Origin of the sequence: Actinacidiphila alni (genome assembly GCF_900112845.1) — a bacterium.
GTDB classification, from domain to species: domain Bacteria; phylum Actinomycetota; class Actinomycetes; order Streptomycetales; family Streptomycetaceae; genus Actinacidiphila; species Actinacidiphila alni.
Map to the genome: position 1 here is coordinate 21,495 of NZ_FONG01000032.1, position 15,756 is coordinate 37,250.

Below are 15,756 nucleotides of genomic sequence, written 5' to 3' on the forward strand. Positions count from 1 at the left end.
CCGCAGGTCAGGCGGCGGCGCCCTCCAGGAGGCGGTCGATGTCGGTGAGGGTCAGGGAGAGGCAGCGGCCGACGGCCTCGAGGACTTCCCGCTCGGCGGGGAGATAGGGACCGTCGGCGAGGGCGATATGGGCGCCCTGGAGGAGGATGCGCTCGCGGCCGAGCGGGTCGAGATGGTCGGCGAGGGGTTCGAGCGCCTCGTGCAGCTCGATCGAGAGCCAGCTGCCGCACCCGTCCACCTCGTCGGCGAAGGAGTCGGGCCCGAGCGAGGACCCGGCCCCGGGCCCGGCATAGCGGCCCTCGTCGGCGACGATCGCCGCGAGCAGCCCGAGCAACTGGTCCTCGGTGCAGTCGGAGAAGCCGGCCGAACGCACCGCGCCGACGGCGGCCTCACGGGCGGGCCGGCCGGTGGCACCGCCCGCGGTGAGCACGGCGAGCGCGATGGTGTGCACGGCGTCCCGCAGCATCGCGGAGAAACGGGTGGTGGTGGGCCGCAGCAGCACGTCGGAGGCGTACTGCTCGTGGCAGGCGGTGCACTCGATGACGGTGCCGGCCGGCCCGCGCCGCAGCACCGGCACATTGAGCACGGTCAGCCTGCGGGTGCCGGTTCTGCGGTGGTAGGCGCGGTCGCCGCCGCACTCGGGGCAGAAGAACTCACCGTCGTCCTCGGTGTGCCACGCCGTGCGCACACCCCAGATACACAGCCTCAGCTTCATCACGCTGCACCCTCCGGCCGTTCGGCAACGCTGCCGCCCTGCCGTGATGTTAGCCACACTGGGCCGTCGCAGTCAGTACCGCGTAAGGGGGCAATTGCCGCACGAACGGGGCCGGAGCCCCCGTACCCCCGGAAGGGGCGCGGGGAACTCCGGCCGGAAAGGCGTCAGCGCGCCGCCCGGTTGACCGCCGAGACGACCGCCTGCAGGGAGGCGCGGGTGGTGTTGGGGTCGATGCCGATGCCCCACATGACGCGGCCGTCGATGGCGCACTCGATGTAGGAGGCGGCCTGCGCGGAGGCGCCCTCGCTGAGGGTGTGCTCGGTGTAGTCCAGCAGCCGGGCGTCCACGCCGATCTCGGCCAGGGCGTCGAAGAAGGCGGAGATCGGGCCGTTGCCCGTACCGCTCAGGGTGGTGGCGACGCCGTCCACGACGGCCTCGACGGTCAGCTGGTCCGTGCCGTCACTGGAGGTGGAGGAGACCGCCGAGCGCAGCGCGATCCGGCCCCAGGGGTTGTCGCTGGTGGGCAGGTACTCGTCCTGGAAGACCGACCAGATCTGCGCGGGGGTGACCTCGCCGCCCTCGCTGTCGGTCTTGGCCTGGATGATCTTCGAGAACTCGATCTGCATCCGCCGCGGCAGGTCCAGCTTGTGGCCGTTCTTCAGGACGTACGCGACACCGCCCTTGCCGGACTGGGAGTTGACGCGGATGACGGCCTCGTAGGAGCGGCCGACGTCCTTGGGGTCGATCGGCAGGTACGGCACCGCCCACTCGATGTCGTCGACGGTCTTGCCGGCCGCGGTGGCGGTGGCCTCCATCGCCTCGAAGCCCTTCTTGATGGCGTCCTGGTGAGAGCCGGAGAAGGAGGTGTAGACCAGGTCGCCCGCGTAGGGGTGGCGCGGGTGGATCTCCATCTGGTTGCAGTATTCGGCGGTGCGGCGGATCTCGTCGATCTGCGAGAAGTCGATCTGCGGGTCGACGCCCTGGCTGAACAGATTCATGCCCAGCGTCACCAGGTCGACGTTGCCGGTGCGCTCGCCCTGCCCGAACAGGCAGCCCTCGATCCGGTCCGCGCCCGCCATGATCGCCAGTTCGGCGGCGGCCACCGCCGTACCGCGGTCGTTGTGCGGGTGCACGGACAGGCATACGTGCTCGCGGCGGGACAGGTGGCGCGACATCCACTCGAAGCGGTCGGCGTGCGTGGAGGGGGTGGAACGCTCCACCGTGGCGGGCAGGTTGAGGATGATCTCGCGGCCCTCCTCGGGCTGCCAGACGTCCATCACGCCCTCGCAGACCTCCAGAGCGAAGTCCAGTTCGGTGTCGGTGAAGATCTCCGGGCTGTACTGGTAGCCGAAGACCGTCTCGTCGCCCAGGATCTTGTCGGCGTACTCCATGACCAGCCGGGTGCCGTCCACCGCGATCGCCTTGACCTGGTCGCGGCTGCCGCGGAAGACGACGCGGCGGAAGACCGGCGCGGTGGCGTTGTAGAGGTGCACGGTGGCGCGCGGGGCGCCGCGCAGCGACTCGACGGTGCGCTCGATCAGTTCCTCGCGGGCCTGGGTCAGGACGGAGATCGTCACGTCCTCGGGGATCGCGTCGCCCTCGATGATCGAGCGGACGAAGTCGAAGTCCGTCTGGCCGGAGGCCGGGAAGCCGATCTCGATCTCCTTGTAGCCCATGCGGACCAGCAGGTCGAACATCTCGCGCTTGCGGGCGGGCGACATGGGGTCGATCAGCGCCTGGTTGCCGTCCCGCAGGTCGGTGGAGAGCCACCGCGGCGCCTTGGTGATCCGGTTGTCCGGCCAGGTGCGGTCGGGGATGTCGACGGCCTCGTAGCGGCCGTACTTGTGGACCGGCATGGCGGTGGGGCGCTGGCGTACGGTCGCCGCGGTGATGGGCGTGGGGCGGCCGACACGGCTGGGGCTGGTCATTGGGCTCTGGCTCCTCGGGGTCCGGCTGAGTGACGGCCGACGGCGATGGCACGCCTGAACTCCGCGGGGAGGGGGTCGGCCTCGACTACAGGCCCTCGCCGCGGCAGCTAAGGAGAAGCAGCCCGTAACGCATGATGGGTCGACCATAGCCGAGCCGGGCGGGATCACACAGCCGGTACGTACTTCCTCTCAGTATGCAAGATGGGTGGTTCCGTCCACTCAAAGCATGATCCTTCCCTCCTTTTCGTCAATCGTCGTCGCAACCGGTGACAGTGCCTGTGGCGCGTGCCACATTGCCGCCATGACTGCTGACCGAGCGCCCGCCGTTTTCTGCACGATCGTGCCGCCGCACGTGCTGGACAAGATGTCCGGATCCGCGGACGCCGGGGTCTCCGGCGCCGCCCGCCGCACCCTGGAACAGGACGCGCTGCAGCGCACCCGGCGCCGGCTGACCACGGTGATCGGCGCCACCGGGGTGACCGGTGCCGCCGCCTCCGACCGGCCGGTGCGCACGATCCACGACGCGAAGCACCAGGACGCGCTGCCCGGCCGCAAAGTGCGCGGCGAGGGCGACAAGGCGGCCGAGGACGCGAGCGTCAACCGGGCGTACGACGCGCTCGGCGCGACCTTCGAGACGTATCTCAAGGCGTACGCGCGGCACTCGATCGACGACGCGGGGCTACCCCTGGTGGCGAGCGTCCACTACCTCCAGGACTACAACAACGCCTTCTGGAACGGTCAGCAGATGGTCTTCGGGGACGGCGACGGCCGGATCTTCCTGGACTTCACCCTTCCGCTGGACGTGATCGGCCACGAGTTGACGCACGGCGTCACGCAATACAGCGCCAATCTGGACTATTTCGGGCAGTCGGGGGCGCTCAACGAGTCGGTGTCCGACGTCTTCGGCAGCCTCATCAAGCAGTTCACGCTCGGGCAGAGCGCCGAGCAGGCGGACTGGCTGATCGGCGCCGGGCTGCTCGCACCGGGCGTCAACGGGCACGCGCTGCGCTCGATGAAGGCGCCGGGCACCGCCTACGACGACCCGGACCTCGGCACCGACCCGCAGCCCGGCACGATGGCGGGCTATGTCTCCACCTCGCGCGACAACGGCGGGGTGCACATCAATTCCGGCATCCCGAACCACGCCTTCTACCTGCTGGCCGCCGAACTGGGCGGCAACGCCTGGGAGCAGGCGGGCCAGATCTGGTACGACACGCTGACCGGCGGCTCCCTGTCGCCGCACGCGCAGTTCGCGGACTTCGCCGCGGCCACCGCGGCGGCGGCCAAGGCCCGTTACGGTGAGGGCGACCAGTACCGGGCGGTGCTCGCGTCCTGGTCGCAGGTGGGCGTCACCCCGGCGGTGCCTTCCCCCGACAGTGCCGGGCTGCCGCGTCAGCAGCCCGGCCAGCCCCAGGAGGCGTGACGGAGCCGATGCGTATCGAGGTGGCCCGTTCCGGCGGCTTCGCGGCGATCGAGCGCCATGCCGCGCTCGACACGGCGGGCCGCCCCGACGCGGACCGCCTCGTCGCCCTCGCCGAGGCGGCCCTGACCGCGGGCCCCGCCCGCGGCCCGGTCGTCCCCGACGGCTTCACGTACGAGATCACCGCCGACGGCCGCACCGCCCGCTGCGCGGACCCCCATCTGACGGCGGAGCAGCGCGAGTTGATCCGGACGGTGCTGGGCGAAGGCGCCTGAAGGCGGGCAGAGCGCGCAAAAGGGGCGGTGCGGCCGGGTGGCCGTACCGCCCCTTTTGCGGGCGTCCCGCGTTATCGCTTCAGTGCATGACCGGGGTCAGTACGCGGAATTCACGTTGTCCATCGAACCGTAGCGGTCGGCCGCGTAGTTGCAGGCGGCGGTGATGTTCGCGACCGGGTCGTAGATGTCCCACGAAGTACCGGACACGTGGTAGGTGTTGAACGTCGGGTTGATCACCTGGAGCAGGCCCTTGGAGGGAATGCCGTTCTGGGCGTTGATGTCCCAGTTGTTGATCGCGCGCGGGTTGCCGCTGGACTCGCGGATGATGTTGCGGTGAATTCCCTCGTAGCTGCCGGGAATTCCCTTGGCGTGCAGGATGTCGAGGGACTCGCGGATCCAGCCGTCGAGGTTGTTCGGGTACGACTTGGCGACCTTCTTGGGCGCCGCGGCGGCGGCCTTCTTCGGCTCGGCCTTCTTGGGCGCGGCAATGGCGGCGCGCTTGGTGGAACGGTTGGCCGCGGCCTTCTTCTTCGCGCGGTCGGCGGCCTCGGCCGCGGCCTTCTTCTTCGCGGCCTCGGCCTTGTCGGCGGCGGCCTTCTTCGCGGCGGCCTGCTTGTCGGCGGCGGCCTTCTTCGCGGCGGCGAGCAGGTCGGTCCTGGCCTGCGCGGCGTCGCGGATGGACTTCTGCGAGGCGAGACCGGTCTGCGCGTCCAGGTCCTTGACCTGCGCGCCCTTGGAGACGGAGAACCCGGTGGGGTTGCCCGCCGCGGTCGCCGAGCCGGCCCCCGCGGTCGCTTCCAGTCCGGTGACGGTCAGCACGACAGCGGTGGCGGCAACAGCGCCGACAGCGGTGATCTTGTGCTTCTTCGGCATCCGGTTGAACGCGGTGAACGTGGGGAACTTCTTCGGGATCGTGGGGAGCTGCATTCGGGAATTACCTCTTCCTCCGTAGCGGGACCAGTGAATTGTTAGAGGCAGGCAATTCGGAGGTCAAAGACCTCGTCTACGGATGGCATTCGTAGACGGGGGTACGGAGGAGGGGCCGGGAAGGGCTTTTTCCCGTGAATACCGGGACCGCGGCCTACTAAGTGGCTTCGTATGTGACCCACGCCCTATCGAGGGGATCACAAGAGGGTGCCCCCTCCCTCACGGCGCGTGAGAGAGGGGGCACTTTATGTGGCGAGAATATGTGGCGCCGGTCACTCAAAACCGGGTGAATCGGACGAAGTGACCGGGGCGGTGGTCAGTGCGGGCTGGGAGCGGCTTCCCGGGCCGGTTCCCGCGCGGCGTCCCGGGCCGCCGGCCCGGTCACCGCCCGGGGCTCCTCCCGGCGGGAAGGCCGCAGCGTCGCCACGATCACCAGCGCGCCGGCCAGCGCGGCGGCGGCGGCGTACAGCGAGATCCGGTCCAGGCCCGAGGCGTAGCCGGCCCGCAGCGAGCCGCCGCCCGCCGCCGTGTCGCGCAGCCGGGAGGTGAAGACGGCGCCGAAGACCGCGATGCCCAGCGTCATGCCGAGCTGCCGGAAGGTGTTGACGGCCGCGCCCGCCATGCCCGCCCGCTGCGGCGGTACGGCCTCGACGGCCGCCGACACCAGCACCGGGGTGGCCAGGCCGACGCCCACGCCCACGATCGCCAGGCCCGCGAAGAGCGCGGACTGACCGGAGGAGGCGTGCACCGACGCCCACAGCACCGCGCAGCCCACCGCGATCAGCGCCAGACCGCCGCCGATCGGCAGCCGGGGCGCGACGCGGTGCATGTGCCGGCCCGCGACCGCGGCGACCAGGAAGGACGCCCCGGCCAGCGGCATCAGCGCCAGACCGCCGCGGATCGGGCTGAGGCCGAGCACGTTCTGCAGCCACAGGGAGATGTAGACCAGGCCGGAGAAGGCCGCCGCCTGGTAGAGCAGGGCGCCGCCGAGCAGGCCGGAGAACCCGGGGCGGCGCAACAGCGCCAGGTCGAGCATCGGGTGCGCGGACCTGGCCTCGGCGGCCACGAAAGCGACGGCCGCCGCGGCGGCGACCGCGAAGGCGGTCAGCGTCAGCGACTCGGTCCAGCCGTGCTCGCCGCCGCGGATCAGCGCGTACGTCAGGGCGGCGGCGCCCAGGGTGAAGGTGACGGCGCCCGGCAGGTCCAGCCGCCCGGCACCGCGCTCCCCCTTGGGCAGCACCTTCAGGGTGAGGGCGACGGCGACGACCGCGACCGGCAGATTGACCAGGAAGATCGCCTCCCAGCCGAAGCCCTGGGTGAGCAGGCCGCCCAGGATGGGCCCGGCCGCGGCGGCGGCGCCGTTGACCGCGCCCCACACGCCGAAGGCAGTGCCGCGGTCGCGGCCGTGGTAGGTGGCGGACACCAGCGCGGCGGACGTCGCGAACATCGCGGCGCCGCCGACACCCTGCACGGCCCGCGCGGTGATCAGCGCGGCGGCGTTCGGCGACAGGGCCGCCGCCAGCGAGGCCAGCGCGAAGACGGTGAGCCCGGCCGCGTAGATCCGCCGGTGCCCGAAGAGGTCGGCGAGCGAGCCCGCCAGCATCAGCAGCGCGGCGAGCGCCAGCGCGTAGATGTCCATCACCCATTGCAGGGAGGTGAAGGACGCGTCGAGGTCGGACGCCATGCTCGGCAGGGCGACGTTCACGATGGTGACGTCGACCAGCAGGATGAAGGCGCCCAGGCAGATCGCCACGAGGGGCAGCCATTTGCGCATGGGACGGGACTCCGTTCGGGAGCGGACCCCGTGGGGCCCGGTGGATCGTGGGGCTGAACGTCTCCCACGATCCGTGACAGTCGGCTGCGCGCCACAGCCAGCGGGGCTCCGGCGGTGGAATCCGACATCCGTTAGCCTTGGCGGATGGAATCCGACACGACATGGGACCTGCTGGAGGGACTCGACGAGCTGGACCACCGGATCGTGCACGCCCTCCAGATCGACGGACGGGCGCCGTTCCGCCGGATCGGCGAGGTGCTCGGCGTCTCGGACCAGACCGCGGCCCGCCGCTACGGCCGGCTCCGTTCGAGCGGAATGCTGCGCGTGGTGGGCCTGACCGACCCGCACCGGATCGGCGTGACGCCGTGGGTCGTACGCGTGCGCTGCACACCCGACGCGGCGGCCTCGGTCAGCTTGGCGCTGGCCCGGCGGACGGACACCCGCTGGGTCAGCCTCATCTCGGGCGGCACCGAGATCCTCTGCCTGGTGCAGACGGCGCTCGCGCAGCGCGACGACTCACTGCTGCTCCAGAAACTGCCGCGCACACCGCGGGTGGTGCAGGTGACCGCGCACGCCATGCTGCACATCTTCTTCGGCAAGGACCTGAGCCCGGCGACCAAGTCCGGATGGCTGAGCCCGCGGGAGGTTCGGGCGCTGACCGTGGCGGACGAGCGGCCGCCGGCCGCGGAGAGCACGGAGGCGTACCCGCTGGCCGCCGAGGACCAGCCGCTGCTCGACGCGCTCGCGGTGGACGGCCGGACACCGGCCGCCGAACTGGCCGAGGTCACCGGCTGGTCGCAGACGACGGTACGGCGGCGGATGGCGGAGCTGCGGGCGGCCGGCGTCCTCTACTACGACCTCGACTTCGACCGGCGGGCGCTCCAGCCCGCGCTGCGGGCCGGGCTGTGGCTGGAGGTCGAGCCCGCCCGGCTCGCCGAGGTGGGGGCGGCGCTCGCCACGCACCAGGAGATCGCCTTCGCGGCGGCGACCACCGGCACCGCCAATGTCTACGCCTCCGTGAACTGCAAGGACGCCGGCGCGCTCTACCGCTATCTGACCGGGCCGGTCGCCGAGCTGCCCGGCATCAGGCGTACGGAGACCTCGCCGACGCACCGCACGATCAAGGGCGCCAGCCCGCTGCTCGCGCCCGGCATGACCCGGCTCGCGGAGGCGGACCGCACCTGACCGGCCGCGGGTCAGAAACCGAGCTTGCGCAGCTGTTTCGGGTCCCGCTGCCAGTCCTTGGCCACCTTCACATGCAGGTCGAGGAAGACCGGGGTGCCCAGCAGCGCCTCGATCTGGGTGCGGGACTTCATGCCGACCTCCTTCAGCCGGGCGCCCTTGGGGCCGATGACGATGCCCTTCTGGCTGGGCCGCTCGATGTAGAGGTTGGCGTGGATGTCCAGCAGCGGCCGGTTCTCCGGGCGGCCCTCGCGGGGCAGCATCTCCTCGACGACGACGGCGATGGAGTGCGGCAGCTCGTCCCGTACGCCTTCGAGCGCGGCCTCGCGGATCAGCTCGGCGACCATGACCTGCTCGGGCTCGTCGGTGAGGTCGCCCTCGGGGTAGAGCGGCGGGCCCTCGGGCAGCAGCGGCACCAGCAGGTCGGCCAACAGGCCCACCTGGTCGCCCGCGGTCGCCGAGACCGGCACGATCTCGGCCCACTCGATGCCCAGGTCGCGGCCGAGCTTGTCGACGGCGAGCAGCTGCTCGCGCAGGGTCTGCCCGTCGGCCAGGTCGGTCTTGGTGACGATGGCCACCTTCGGCGTCTTCTTGATCCCGGCCAGCTCGCGCGCGATGAAGGTGTCGCCCGGCCCGATCTTCTGGTCGGCGGGCAGGCAGAAGCCGATCACGTCGACCTCGGCCCAGGTGGTGCGCACCACATCGTTGAGCCGCTCGCCGAGGAGGGTGCGCGGCTTGTGCAGTCCGGGGGTGTCGACCAGCACGAGCTGGGCGTCCGGCCGGTGCACGATGCCGCGCACGGTGTGCCGGGTGGTCTGCGGCCGGTTGGAGGTGATCGCCACCTTCTGGCCGACCAGAGCGTTCGTGAGGGTGGACTTCCCGGCGTTCGGGCGGCCGACGAAACAGGCGAAACCTGACCGGTACGGGGTGTCTGCGGGCTGGGTACGGGCGCTCATGCGCCCATTCTCCCCGAAGACAGCGGGTGCGGACGCCGCGCACCCGGGGCCGGGCCCGTACGTCCGCCCGGCGACCGGGCGACGGCGCCCCGGTGAGGTGCCGGAAACCCGGACGCAACATGAAACATGGCGGAAACACGGACGCCCACAACACGAAATACGCGCCCGTGACGCTCTTCCTCAGCCGTCCATGGAAGGGACTCCCCTGTGCTGCTCCTGTCCGCCGGTCGGCCCGCGGTCGACGCGGGCGACACCGCCTGGCTGCTGGCCGCCACCGCGCTCGTCCTGCTGATGACCCCCGGCCTCGCGCTCTTCTACGGCGGCATGGTCCGCAGCAAGAGTGTGCTCAACATGTTCATGATGAGCTTTGTGTCGATCGCGCTGGTCACAGTGGTGTGGCTGGCCGCCGGCTACACCCTCGCCTTCGGCCCGGACGCGGGCGGCCTCGGCCTGATCGGCGGTCTCGACCACCTCGGCATGCACGGGATCACCCCGCTGTCGGTGACCGGGCACGTCCCGACGCTGCTCTTCGCCGCCTTCCAGCTCACCTTCGCGATCATCACCGCGGCGCTGATCAGCGGCGCCGTCGCGGACCGTACGCGGTTCGGCGCGTGGGTGGTCTTCGTCGTGGTGTGGACACTGGCCGTATACGTCCCCGTGGCGCACTGGGTGTTCGGCACCGGCGGCTGGATCACCGCCAGGCTGGGCGCGCTGGACTTCGCGGGCGGCACCGTCGTCGAGGTGTGCTCGGGCGCCTCGGGGCTGGCGCTGGCGATCGTGCTCGGCCCGCGGATCGGCTTCCGCAAGGACGCGATGCGCCCGCACAATCTGCCGCTGGTGCTGCTCGGCGCGGGGCTGCTGTGGTTCGGCTGGTTCGGCTTCAACGCCGGTTCCGCGCTGGCCGCCAACGGTCTGGCCGCCGCCGCCTTCGTCAACACCCAGGCGGCGGGCTGCGCGGGACTGCTGGGCTGGCTGGTGGTCGAGAAGCGCCGCGACGGGCACGCCACCACGCTCGGCGCCGCGTCCGGCGCGGTCGCCGGACTCGTCGCGATCACCCCGTCCTGCGGCAGCGTCGACATGGTCGGCGCGCTCGTGGTGGGCCTGGCGGCCGGCGTGCTCTGCTCGTACGCGGTGAGCTGGAAATTCCGCTGGGGCGTGGACGACTCGCTGGACGTCGTCGGTGTGCACCTGGTCGGCGGGGTCGTCGGCACCCTGCTGATCGGGCTGCTCGCCACCGCCACCATGACCGGCGGCCCCGAGGGCCTCTTCTACGGCGGCGGCCCCGGCCAGCTCGGCAAGCAGGCGGTCGCGATCGCGGCGGTCGGGACGTACGCCTTCGCCGTCACGTACGGCATCGGGCGGGCGATCGACCGGCTGCTGGGCTTCCGGGCGGCCGAGGACGAGGAACGCACCGGCCTGGACCTGACCGTGCACGCCGAGACCGCCTACGATCACGGCGTACTGACGCACGGCACGTCGCTCCCCGGGCGCCCGGCCGCTGCGCACCACCCGGACAGGAGCACGCTCGGATGAAGCTGGTCACCGCGGTCATCAAGCCGTTCAAGCTGGACGACGTGAAGACGGCACTCCAGGAGATGGGGGTGCACGGGCTCACCGTCACCGAGGCCAGCGGATACGGGCGGCAGCGCGGACACACCGAGGTCTACCGCGGCGCCGAGTACCGCGTCGACCTCGTCCCGAAGGCCCGCGTCGAAGTGCTGGTCGACGACGCGGACGCCGACGCCGTCATCGACGCGGTCGTGGCCGCGGCCCGCACCGGCAAGATCGGCGACGGCAAGGTGTGGGCCGTCGCCGTCGACACCGCCGTCCGGGTCAGGACGGGTGAGCGCGGCCCCGACGCGCTGTAGCCGTCCGGGGCGGTTCCGGCCCGGGTCAGCCCGGGGTGACGGTGCCGCGGACCGTGCCGTCCGGGGCGGTCAGGATCAGCGGGGTGGCCGGGCCGCCCAGGTCCCGGACCACGGCCAGGTCGCGGTCCGCCGCGGCATCCGCGGTCGTCACCACGACGGCCGCTTCCAGGGACTTCGCGCCGCTCGCGACCGCCATCGCGACGGCGGTCTGGAGTGCGCTCAGGTCCAGCGACGCCAGCTTGACCGCTCCCGCTACGTAGGTTCGGCCCATCTCGTCCCGCACGGCCGCGCCCTCCGGCACCCCGTTGCGCGCCCGCGCCGACCTCGCCAACGTCACCAGTTTCAGGTCCTCAGGACCCAGCCCCTCGCTCATCCCCTCACCCTATCGGGGCCCGCCCCGCACCCCCGCGGAGGTGGGACGCCCGCTCCGGAGCAGGGGAGGTCACTCCCAGTCGCCGAACATGCGCGATGTGCGACACCGTCCTAGCCTGGGAAGCGAACGTCCTCCTCGGTAGAGGTGATCGCATTGCTGCTCCATATGCCCCTGGTCATCGCACTGGCGGCAGCGGCCCTGTTCCTGAAGCGGAAGGGCTCGCTGAAGACCACCCACGCCCTGGCCTGCGGAGCCCTCGGCTTCTATCTGGCCGATACGAGCCTGGCCACGTCGATCCAGGCGGCCAGCACCAACCTGGTGTCGATGATCGGCACCTTCGGCACGTAGAGCGGGCCCGGGGCCGCCCGTGCGACCCGGCCGGAGGTCAGGACGCGCAGCCGTCCACGGGCCGCAGCGACTCGCGGCGCCGCTCGGGCGAGGCGAGCCAGGCCAGTTTGGCGGCGGTGCCGCTGTCCGGCTGCGGATTGTGCATGACGATGGTGAGGTCGGGCCGGGCGGGCAGCCGCAGCTGGGTGCTCTCGAAGAACAGGGAGCCGACCAGCGGGTGGGCGATCTCCTTCTCGACCTGCCCGCTGGGCTGGACGTCCCCGCGCGCCCACAGCCCGGCGAACTCCTCGCTGGCGGCGGCCAGTTCGTCGACGATCCGGCGGAATCCCTCGTCGTCGGGGAATTCGGAGGCGGCGGCACGGTATTGGGCGACGACGGTCGCTGCGAGGCTGTCGCGGGTGTCGGCGCGGCCCCGGTAGACGGGGTCGGTGAAGAAGGCGACCAGGCAGTTGGAGTCGCGCTCGGTGAAGCCGAAGACCCGCCCGGCGGGCTCGTTGAAGGCGACGATGTTCCAGTACGCGTCCATGATGTGCGCGGGGAACGGCGACCAGGACTCGATCAGCCGGTAGAGCCCTTCGCAGAAGTCGGTGTCGGGCGCGGCCTCGGGCAGCGGCGGATTGAGGCCGGCGAGCACGTACAGATGCCGCCGTTCGGGGCCGCTGAGCCGCAGGACGCGGGCGACCGCGTCGAGCACCTGCGGCGAGACGGTGATGTCGCGGCCCTGCTCCAGCCACTGGTACCAGGAGGCGCCGACGCCGGCGAGCACGGCGACCTCCTCGCGGCGCAGCCCCGGGGTACGGCGGCGGGCGCCGCCGTCGGGGAGGCCGGCCTGCGCGGGCGAGATACGGGCCCGGCGCGTCATCAGGAAGTCCCGCAGTTCCTGGCGCCGGTGCGTGCGCGCCGCGGAGGCCCCGGAAGCCGCGGACGCTGCGGAGACTGCGGACGCTGCGGATACGGTCACGGTCTGATCCACTCGCTCCCCCTCGGCCCGCGGGCCTGGCTGGTGGTCCGGCCACCAGCATAAGCGGCGGCTCCCCACGGCCCCGGGAACGACCGGATGGTGGTCGTATGGCAACCGACACCACTACGTCCCCCGCGGCGCAGGGCGCACCGGGCACGGCAGCGGCCGCGCCCGGCCCGGCGCCAGAACGCCTCGGCACCCGCGCCAAGCTGGTGCTCTTCGTGCTCTGCGCCGCCCAGTTCATGATCGCCCTCGACTTCTCCATCCTGAACGTGTCGCTGCCCGTCCTCGGCGCCGACCTCGGCATGAGCCGGGCCAACCTCCAGTGGGCGGTGACCGCGTTCGCGCTGCCGTCCGGCGGATTCCTGCTGCTCTTCGGCCGGATCGCGGATCTGTACGGCCGCCGCCGGCTGTTCCTGACCGGCCTCGCGGTGTTCACCGCCGCGTCGCTGCTGGCCACGCTCGCCTGGAATCCGGCGGCGTTCCTGGCCGCGCGCGCCGTGCAGGGACTGGGCGCGGCCGTGATCGTGCCGACCGGCATGTCCCTGCTGACCACGACCTTCCCCGAAGGCCCGCTGCGCGAGCGGGCGTTGGGCATCAGCGGCACCCTGCTGTCGCTGGGCTTCACCATCGGCGTGGTGATGGGCGGCACCCTCACCGACACCTTCGGCTGGCGTTCCACGATGGCGCTGCTGGCCGGCGCCGGCGTGCTCGTCCTGGCCGCCGCGCCCGCGCTGCTGACCGAGTCGCGGCACCCGAAGCGCCCGCGGATCGACGTACCCGGGGCGGTGACCGTCACCGGCGGTCTGCTCGCGGTGATCTACGCGCTGTCCACGGCGGCGCAGCGCGGCTTCGGCGGCGCCGACGTGATCACGGCCCTGGTGCTGGGCGTCGCCCTGCTCGCGGCCTTCGTGGCGGTGGAGTCGCGGGCCGCAGAACCGATGGTGTCGCTGCCGATGCTGCGCCGCCGGTCGGTGGCCTGGGGCAATCTGGCCGGTCTCACCACCTTCTCGATGATGAGCACGGTGGTCTTCCTGCTCACCCTCTATCTCCAGGAGATCCGCGGCCTGTCGGCGTTCCGCACCGGACTGGTCTTCGGCGTCCAGGGCGTGGCCGCCGCGATCACCGGGATGACGGCGGCCCGGGTGATCGGCCGGATCGGCACCCGCGGCACCCTGCTGGCCGGGCTGCTGACCCAGGGCGCGCTGACCGCGGTGCTGCTCCTGCTGGGCTCCGGCCCCTCGGGTACGTGGCTGGCCCTGACCGGGGTCACCCTGGCGTGCGTCGGCCACCTGTGGGTGATCGTCTCGTACGGGATCACCGCGACGTCCGGACTGCCGGACCACGAACAGGGCCTGGCCACCGGGCTGGTGACGAGCAGTCAGCAGATCGGTCTGACGGTCGGCATCCCGCTGCTGTCGGCGCTCGCCTCCAGCCGCTCCGACCTGCTGTCCGGCATCCACCTGGCACTGGCGGTGGACGTGGCCGTCCTGCTCGTGGTGGCGGTGCTGGTCGCGGTGGGCCTGGGGAAGGGCGCCCCGAAGGCGGGCGTCTGATCCGTACGGCGCGGGGCCGTACGCACCTGGCGTGCGTACGGCCCCGCGCCGCCGCGGTCAGCTCTCCGGGCGGTCCAGGACCCGCAGCCAGCGGCCGTCCGGCTGGCGGCGGGCGACCTGCACCCGGCCGCCGGTGCCGTCCTTCGGGCGGGTCGAGGTCAGCGCCAGGTCGCCGCTGATCAGGGTGGGCAGCGGCTCCTCGACCTCGAAGACGGGCTTCGCGGAGAGCAGGCCGGTGTACAGCTCGCGCAGCTGCGCGGTGCCCCGCGAGGGGCGGTCGATCGGGAAGGCGACCACCGCGTCCGGCTCGAACAGCTCCAGGATCCCTTCCAGGTCACCGGAGTTGACCCGCTCCACGAACAGCCGGGCGATGTCCTCCGGGTGGGTCGCGTACGCGCGGTTCTCGGTCATGGTGCGGCTTCCTCTCGGGGTGGTGCCGGCTCTGCTTCGTCCTTGCGCTGTCCAGTCTCGGCCGCTTCCGTCCATAAGTCCAAGATCTGGATCTTCTGTGAGCTAGCATTGCCGCTTATGGAACTGCGGCAGCTCGAATACTTCGTGACTGTGGCCGAGGAGGCGGGCTTCACCCGGGCGGCGGCCCGGCTGCATGTCGCCCAGCCGGGGATCAGCGCGCAGATCAAACAGCTCGAACGGGAGCTGGGGCAGGCGCTGTTCGACCGTTCCGGCCGCACCGTACGGCTCACCGGGGCCGGGCGGGCGGTGCTGCCGTACGCGCGGGCCGCGCTCGACGCCGTGGCCGGGGCGCGGCTGGCCGCCGACGAACTGACCGGGCTGGTCCGCGGACGGGTCGCGATCGGCACCGTCACCTCGCTCGGCGGCGACATGGACGTACCGGGGCTGCTCGCCGGGTTCCGCGACGCCCACCCCGGGGTGGACATCACCCTCGCCGAAGACACCTCCGACCGGCTGCTGGCCGGGCTCGCCGACGGGCGCTACGACCTGGCCTTCGCCGGGCTGGCCGGGGAGGCGCCCGACGGGATCGGGACGCAGGTCCTCATCGACGACGCGCTCGTCGCCGCCGTCGCGCCGTCCGATCCGCTCGCGCGGCGGCGCTCGATTCCCGTGCGGGAGCTTGCGGGGCGGCCGCTCATCGTGCTGCCCACCGGCACCGGGTTGCGGGGCGCGGCCGACGCCGCGTGCGCTGCCGCGGGCTTCCGGGCCAGGGTCGCCTTCGAGGCCGGCAACCCGGAAGTCCTCGCCGCCCTCGCCGAGCGGGGCCTCGGGGTCGCCCTCCTCCCGGCCGGGCTCGCCGCCGCCCGGCCCGGGCTCCGCTCCTTCGCCCTGACCTCGCCCTCCGTTCGCTCCCGCCTCGTCCTCGCCTGGCGTACCTCCGCTCCCTCAAGTCCCGCCGCCACCGCCTTCCTCACCCACGCCCGCACCTTCCTGGCCGCGCAGCGGCCCCGCCTCTAGGGGCACGGCCCCTGTCCCCGCACCTCTGCGAAGGAGGGTGCCCCT

Annotated in this window: 16 protein-coding genes; 8 read left to right on the plus strand and 8 right to left on the minus strand. The window is 72.1% G+C overall.

The features are described from left to right. Positions 1 to 7: 7 nt before the first annotated feature. Both BM076_RS33595 and leuA read right to left on the minus strand, forming a co-directional pair. Positions 8 to 715 carry a TerB family tellurite resistance protein gene (locus BM076_RS33595; protein ID WP_093717559.1) on the minus strand — a complete coding sequence of 236 codons (708 nt, stop codon included), beginning with the start codon at positions 713 to 715 and terminating at the stop codon, positions 8 to 10. Between the two features lie 164 nt (positions 716 to 879). Continuing rightward, positions 880 to 2,643, minus strand: coding sequence for a 2-isopropylmalate synthase (gene leuA, locus BM076_RS33600; protein WP_093717560.1), 1,764 nt, complete (start codon positions 2,641 to 2,643; stop codon positions 880 to 882). Positions 2,644 to 2,944: 301 nt separating this feature from the next. Between leuA and BM076_RS33605 the strand changes: the two genes are divergently transcribed. Next, complete coding sequence (locus tag BM076_RS33605) at positions 2,945 to 4,066, plus strand: M4 family metallopeptidase (protein ID WP_093717561.1); 1,122 nt, start codon at positions 2,945 to 2,947, stop codon at positions 4,064 to 4,066. Between the two features lie 8 nt (positions 4,067 to 4,074). After that, positions 4,075 to 4,338 carry a protealysin inhibitor emfourin gene (locus BM076_RS33610; RefSeq protein ID WP_093717601.1) on the plus strand — a complete coding sequence of 88 codons (264 nt, stop codon included), beginning with the start codon at positions 4,075 to 4,077 and terminating at the stop codon, positions 4,336 to 4,338. 96 nt (positions 4,339 to 4,434) lie between these two features. Here BM076_RS33610 and BM076_RS33615 read toward each other — a convergent pair whose 3' ends face one another. Together BM076_RS33615 and BM076_RS33620 are read right to left on the minus strand one after the other, a co-directional pair. After that, positions 4,435 to 5,265 carry a transglycosylase SLT domain-containing protein gene (locus BM076_RS33615; RefSeq protein WP_245796632.1) on the minus strand — a complete coding sequence of 277 codons (831 nt, stop codon included), beginning with the start codon at positions 5,263 to 5,265 and terminating at the stop codon, positions 4,435 to 4,437. Positions 5,266 to 5,581: 316 nt separating this feature from the next. After that, positions 5,582 to 7,039 carry an MFS transporter gene (locus tag BM076_RS33620; RefSeq protein WP_093717562.1) on the minus strand — a complete coding sequence of 486 codons (1,458 nt, stop codon included), beginning with the start codon at positions 7,037 to 7,039 and terminating at the stop codon, positions 5,582 to 5,584. Between the two features lie 144 nt (positions 7,040 to 7,183). On the opposite strand from BM076_RS33620, the gene BM076_RS33625 reads away from it, so the two are divergent. Then, positions 7,184 to 8,224 (plus strand): Lrp/AsnC family transcriptional regulator, encoded by a 1,041-nt coding sequence (locus BM076_RS33625; RefSeq protein ID WP_093717563.1) that lies wholly within the window; start codon positions 7,184 to 7,186, stop codon positions 8,222 to 8,224. A gap of 11 nt (positions 8,225 to 8,235) precedes the next feature. On the opposite strand, the gene era is transcribed toward BM076_RS33625, so the two are convergent. Then, positions 8,236 to 9,177: a GTPase Era gene (gene era / locus BM076_RS33630; protein ID WP_093717564.1), complete on the minus strand. Its 942-nt coding sequence runs from the start codon at positions 9,175 to 9,177 to the stop codon at positions 8,236 to 8,238. A 207-nt stretch (positions 9,178 to 9,384) separates the two neighbouring features. On the opposite strand from era, the gene BM076_RS33635 reads away from it, so the two are divergent. Together BM076_RS33635 and BM076_RS33640 are read left to right on the plus strand one after the other, a co-directional pair. Continuing rightward, positions 9,385 to 10,710 (plus strand): ammonium transporter, encoded by a 1,326-nt coding sequence (locus BM076_RS33635; RefSeq protein WP_407640745.1) that lies wholly within the window; start codon positions 9,385 to 9,387, stop codon positions 10,708 to 10,710. After that, positions 10,707 to 11,045, plus strand: a complete 339-nt coding sequence (locus tag BM076_RS33640; RefSeq protein ID WP_093717565.1) for a P-II family nitrogen regulator — start codon at positions 10,707 to 10,709, stop codon at positions 11,043 to 11,045. The genes BM076_RS33635 and BM076_RS33640 overlap by 4 nt, the downstream gene beginning before the upstream one ends. 25 nt (positions 11,046 to 11,070) lie before the next feature. Here BM076_RS33640 and BM076_RS33645 read toward each other — a convergent pair whose 3' ends face one another. After that, positions 11,071 to 11,418 (minus strand): cytidine deaminase, encoded by a 348-nt coding sequence (locus tag BM076_RS33645; protein ID WP_093717566.1) that lies wholly within the window; start codon positions 11,416 to 11,418, stop codon positions 11,071 to 11,073. Positions 11,419 to 11,571: 153 nt separating this feature from the next. On the opposite strand from BM076_RS33645, the gene BM076_RS33650 reads away from it, so the two are divergent. Then, the gene (locus tag BM076_RS33650) at positions 11,572 to 11,766 is read left to right on the plus strand and encodes a hypothetical protein (protein ID WP_245796633.1); all 195 of its coding nucleotides are present in this window, start codon (positions 11,572 to 11,574) and stop codon (positions 11,764 to 11,766) included. Between the two features lie 37 nt (positions 11,767 to 11,803). Here BM076_RS33650 and BM076_RS33655 read toward each other — a convergent pair whose 3' ends face one another. Then, the gene (locus BM076_RS33655) at positions 11,804 to 12,628 is read right to left on the minus strand and encodes a helix-turn-helix transcriptional regulator (protein ID WP_093717604.1); all 825 of its coding nucleotides are present in this window, start codon (positions 12,626 to 12,628) and stop codon (positions 11,804 to 11,806) included. Positions 12,629 to 12,834: 206 nt separating this feature from the next. On the opposite strand from BM076_RS33655, the gene BM076_RS33660 reads away from it, so the two are divergent. After that, positions 12,835 to 14,283 carry an MFS transporter gene (locus BM076_RS33660; RefSeq protein WP_093717568.1) on the plus strand — a complete coding sequence of 483 codons (1,449 nt, stop codon included), beginning with the start codon at positions 12,835 to 12,837 and terminating at the stop codon, positions 14,281 to 14,283. Between the two features lie 57 nt (positions 14,284 to 14,340). On the opposite strand, the gene BM076_RS33665 is transcribed toward BM076_RS33660, so the two are convergent. Beyond that, positions 14,341 to 14,694 (minus strand): YybH family protein, encoded by a 354-nt coding sequence (locus BM076_RS33665; protein ID WP_093717569.1) that lies wholly within the window; start codon positions 14,692 to 14,694, stop codon positions 14,341 to 14,343. 117 nt (positions 14,695 to 14,811) lie between these two features. Here BM076_RS33665 and BM076_RS33670 point away from each other — a divergent pair, with 117 nt between their 5' ends. After that, on the plus strand, positions 14,812 to 15,711 hold the full coding sequence (locus BM076_RS33670) for a LysR family transcriptional regulator (protein WP_093717570.1): 900 nt from the start codon (positions 14,812 to 14,814) through the stop codon (positions 15,709 to 15,711). The last annotated feature ends 45 nt before the right edge of the window (positions 15,712 to 15,756 follow it).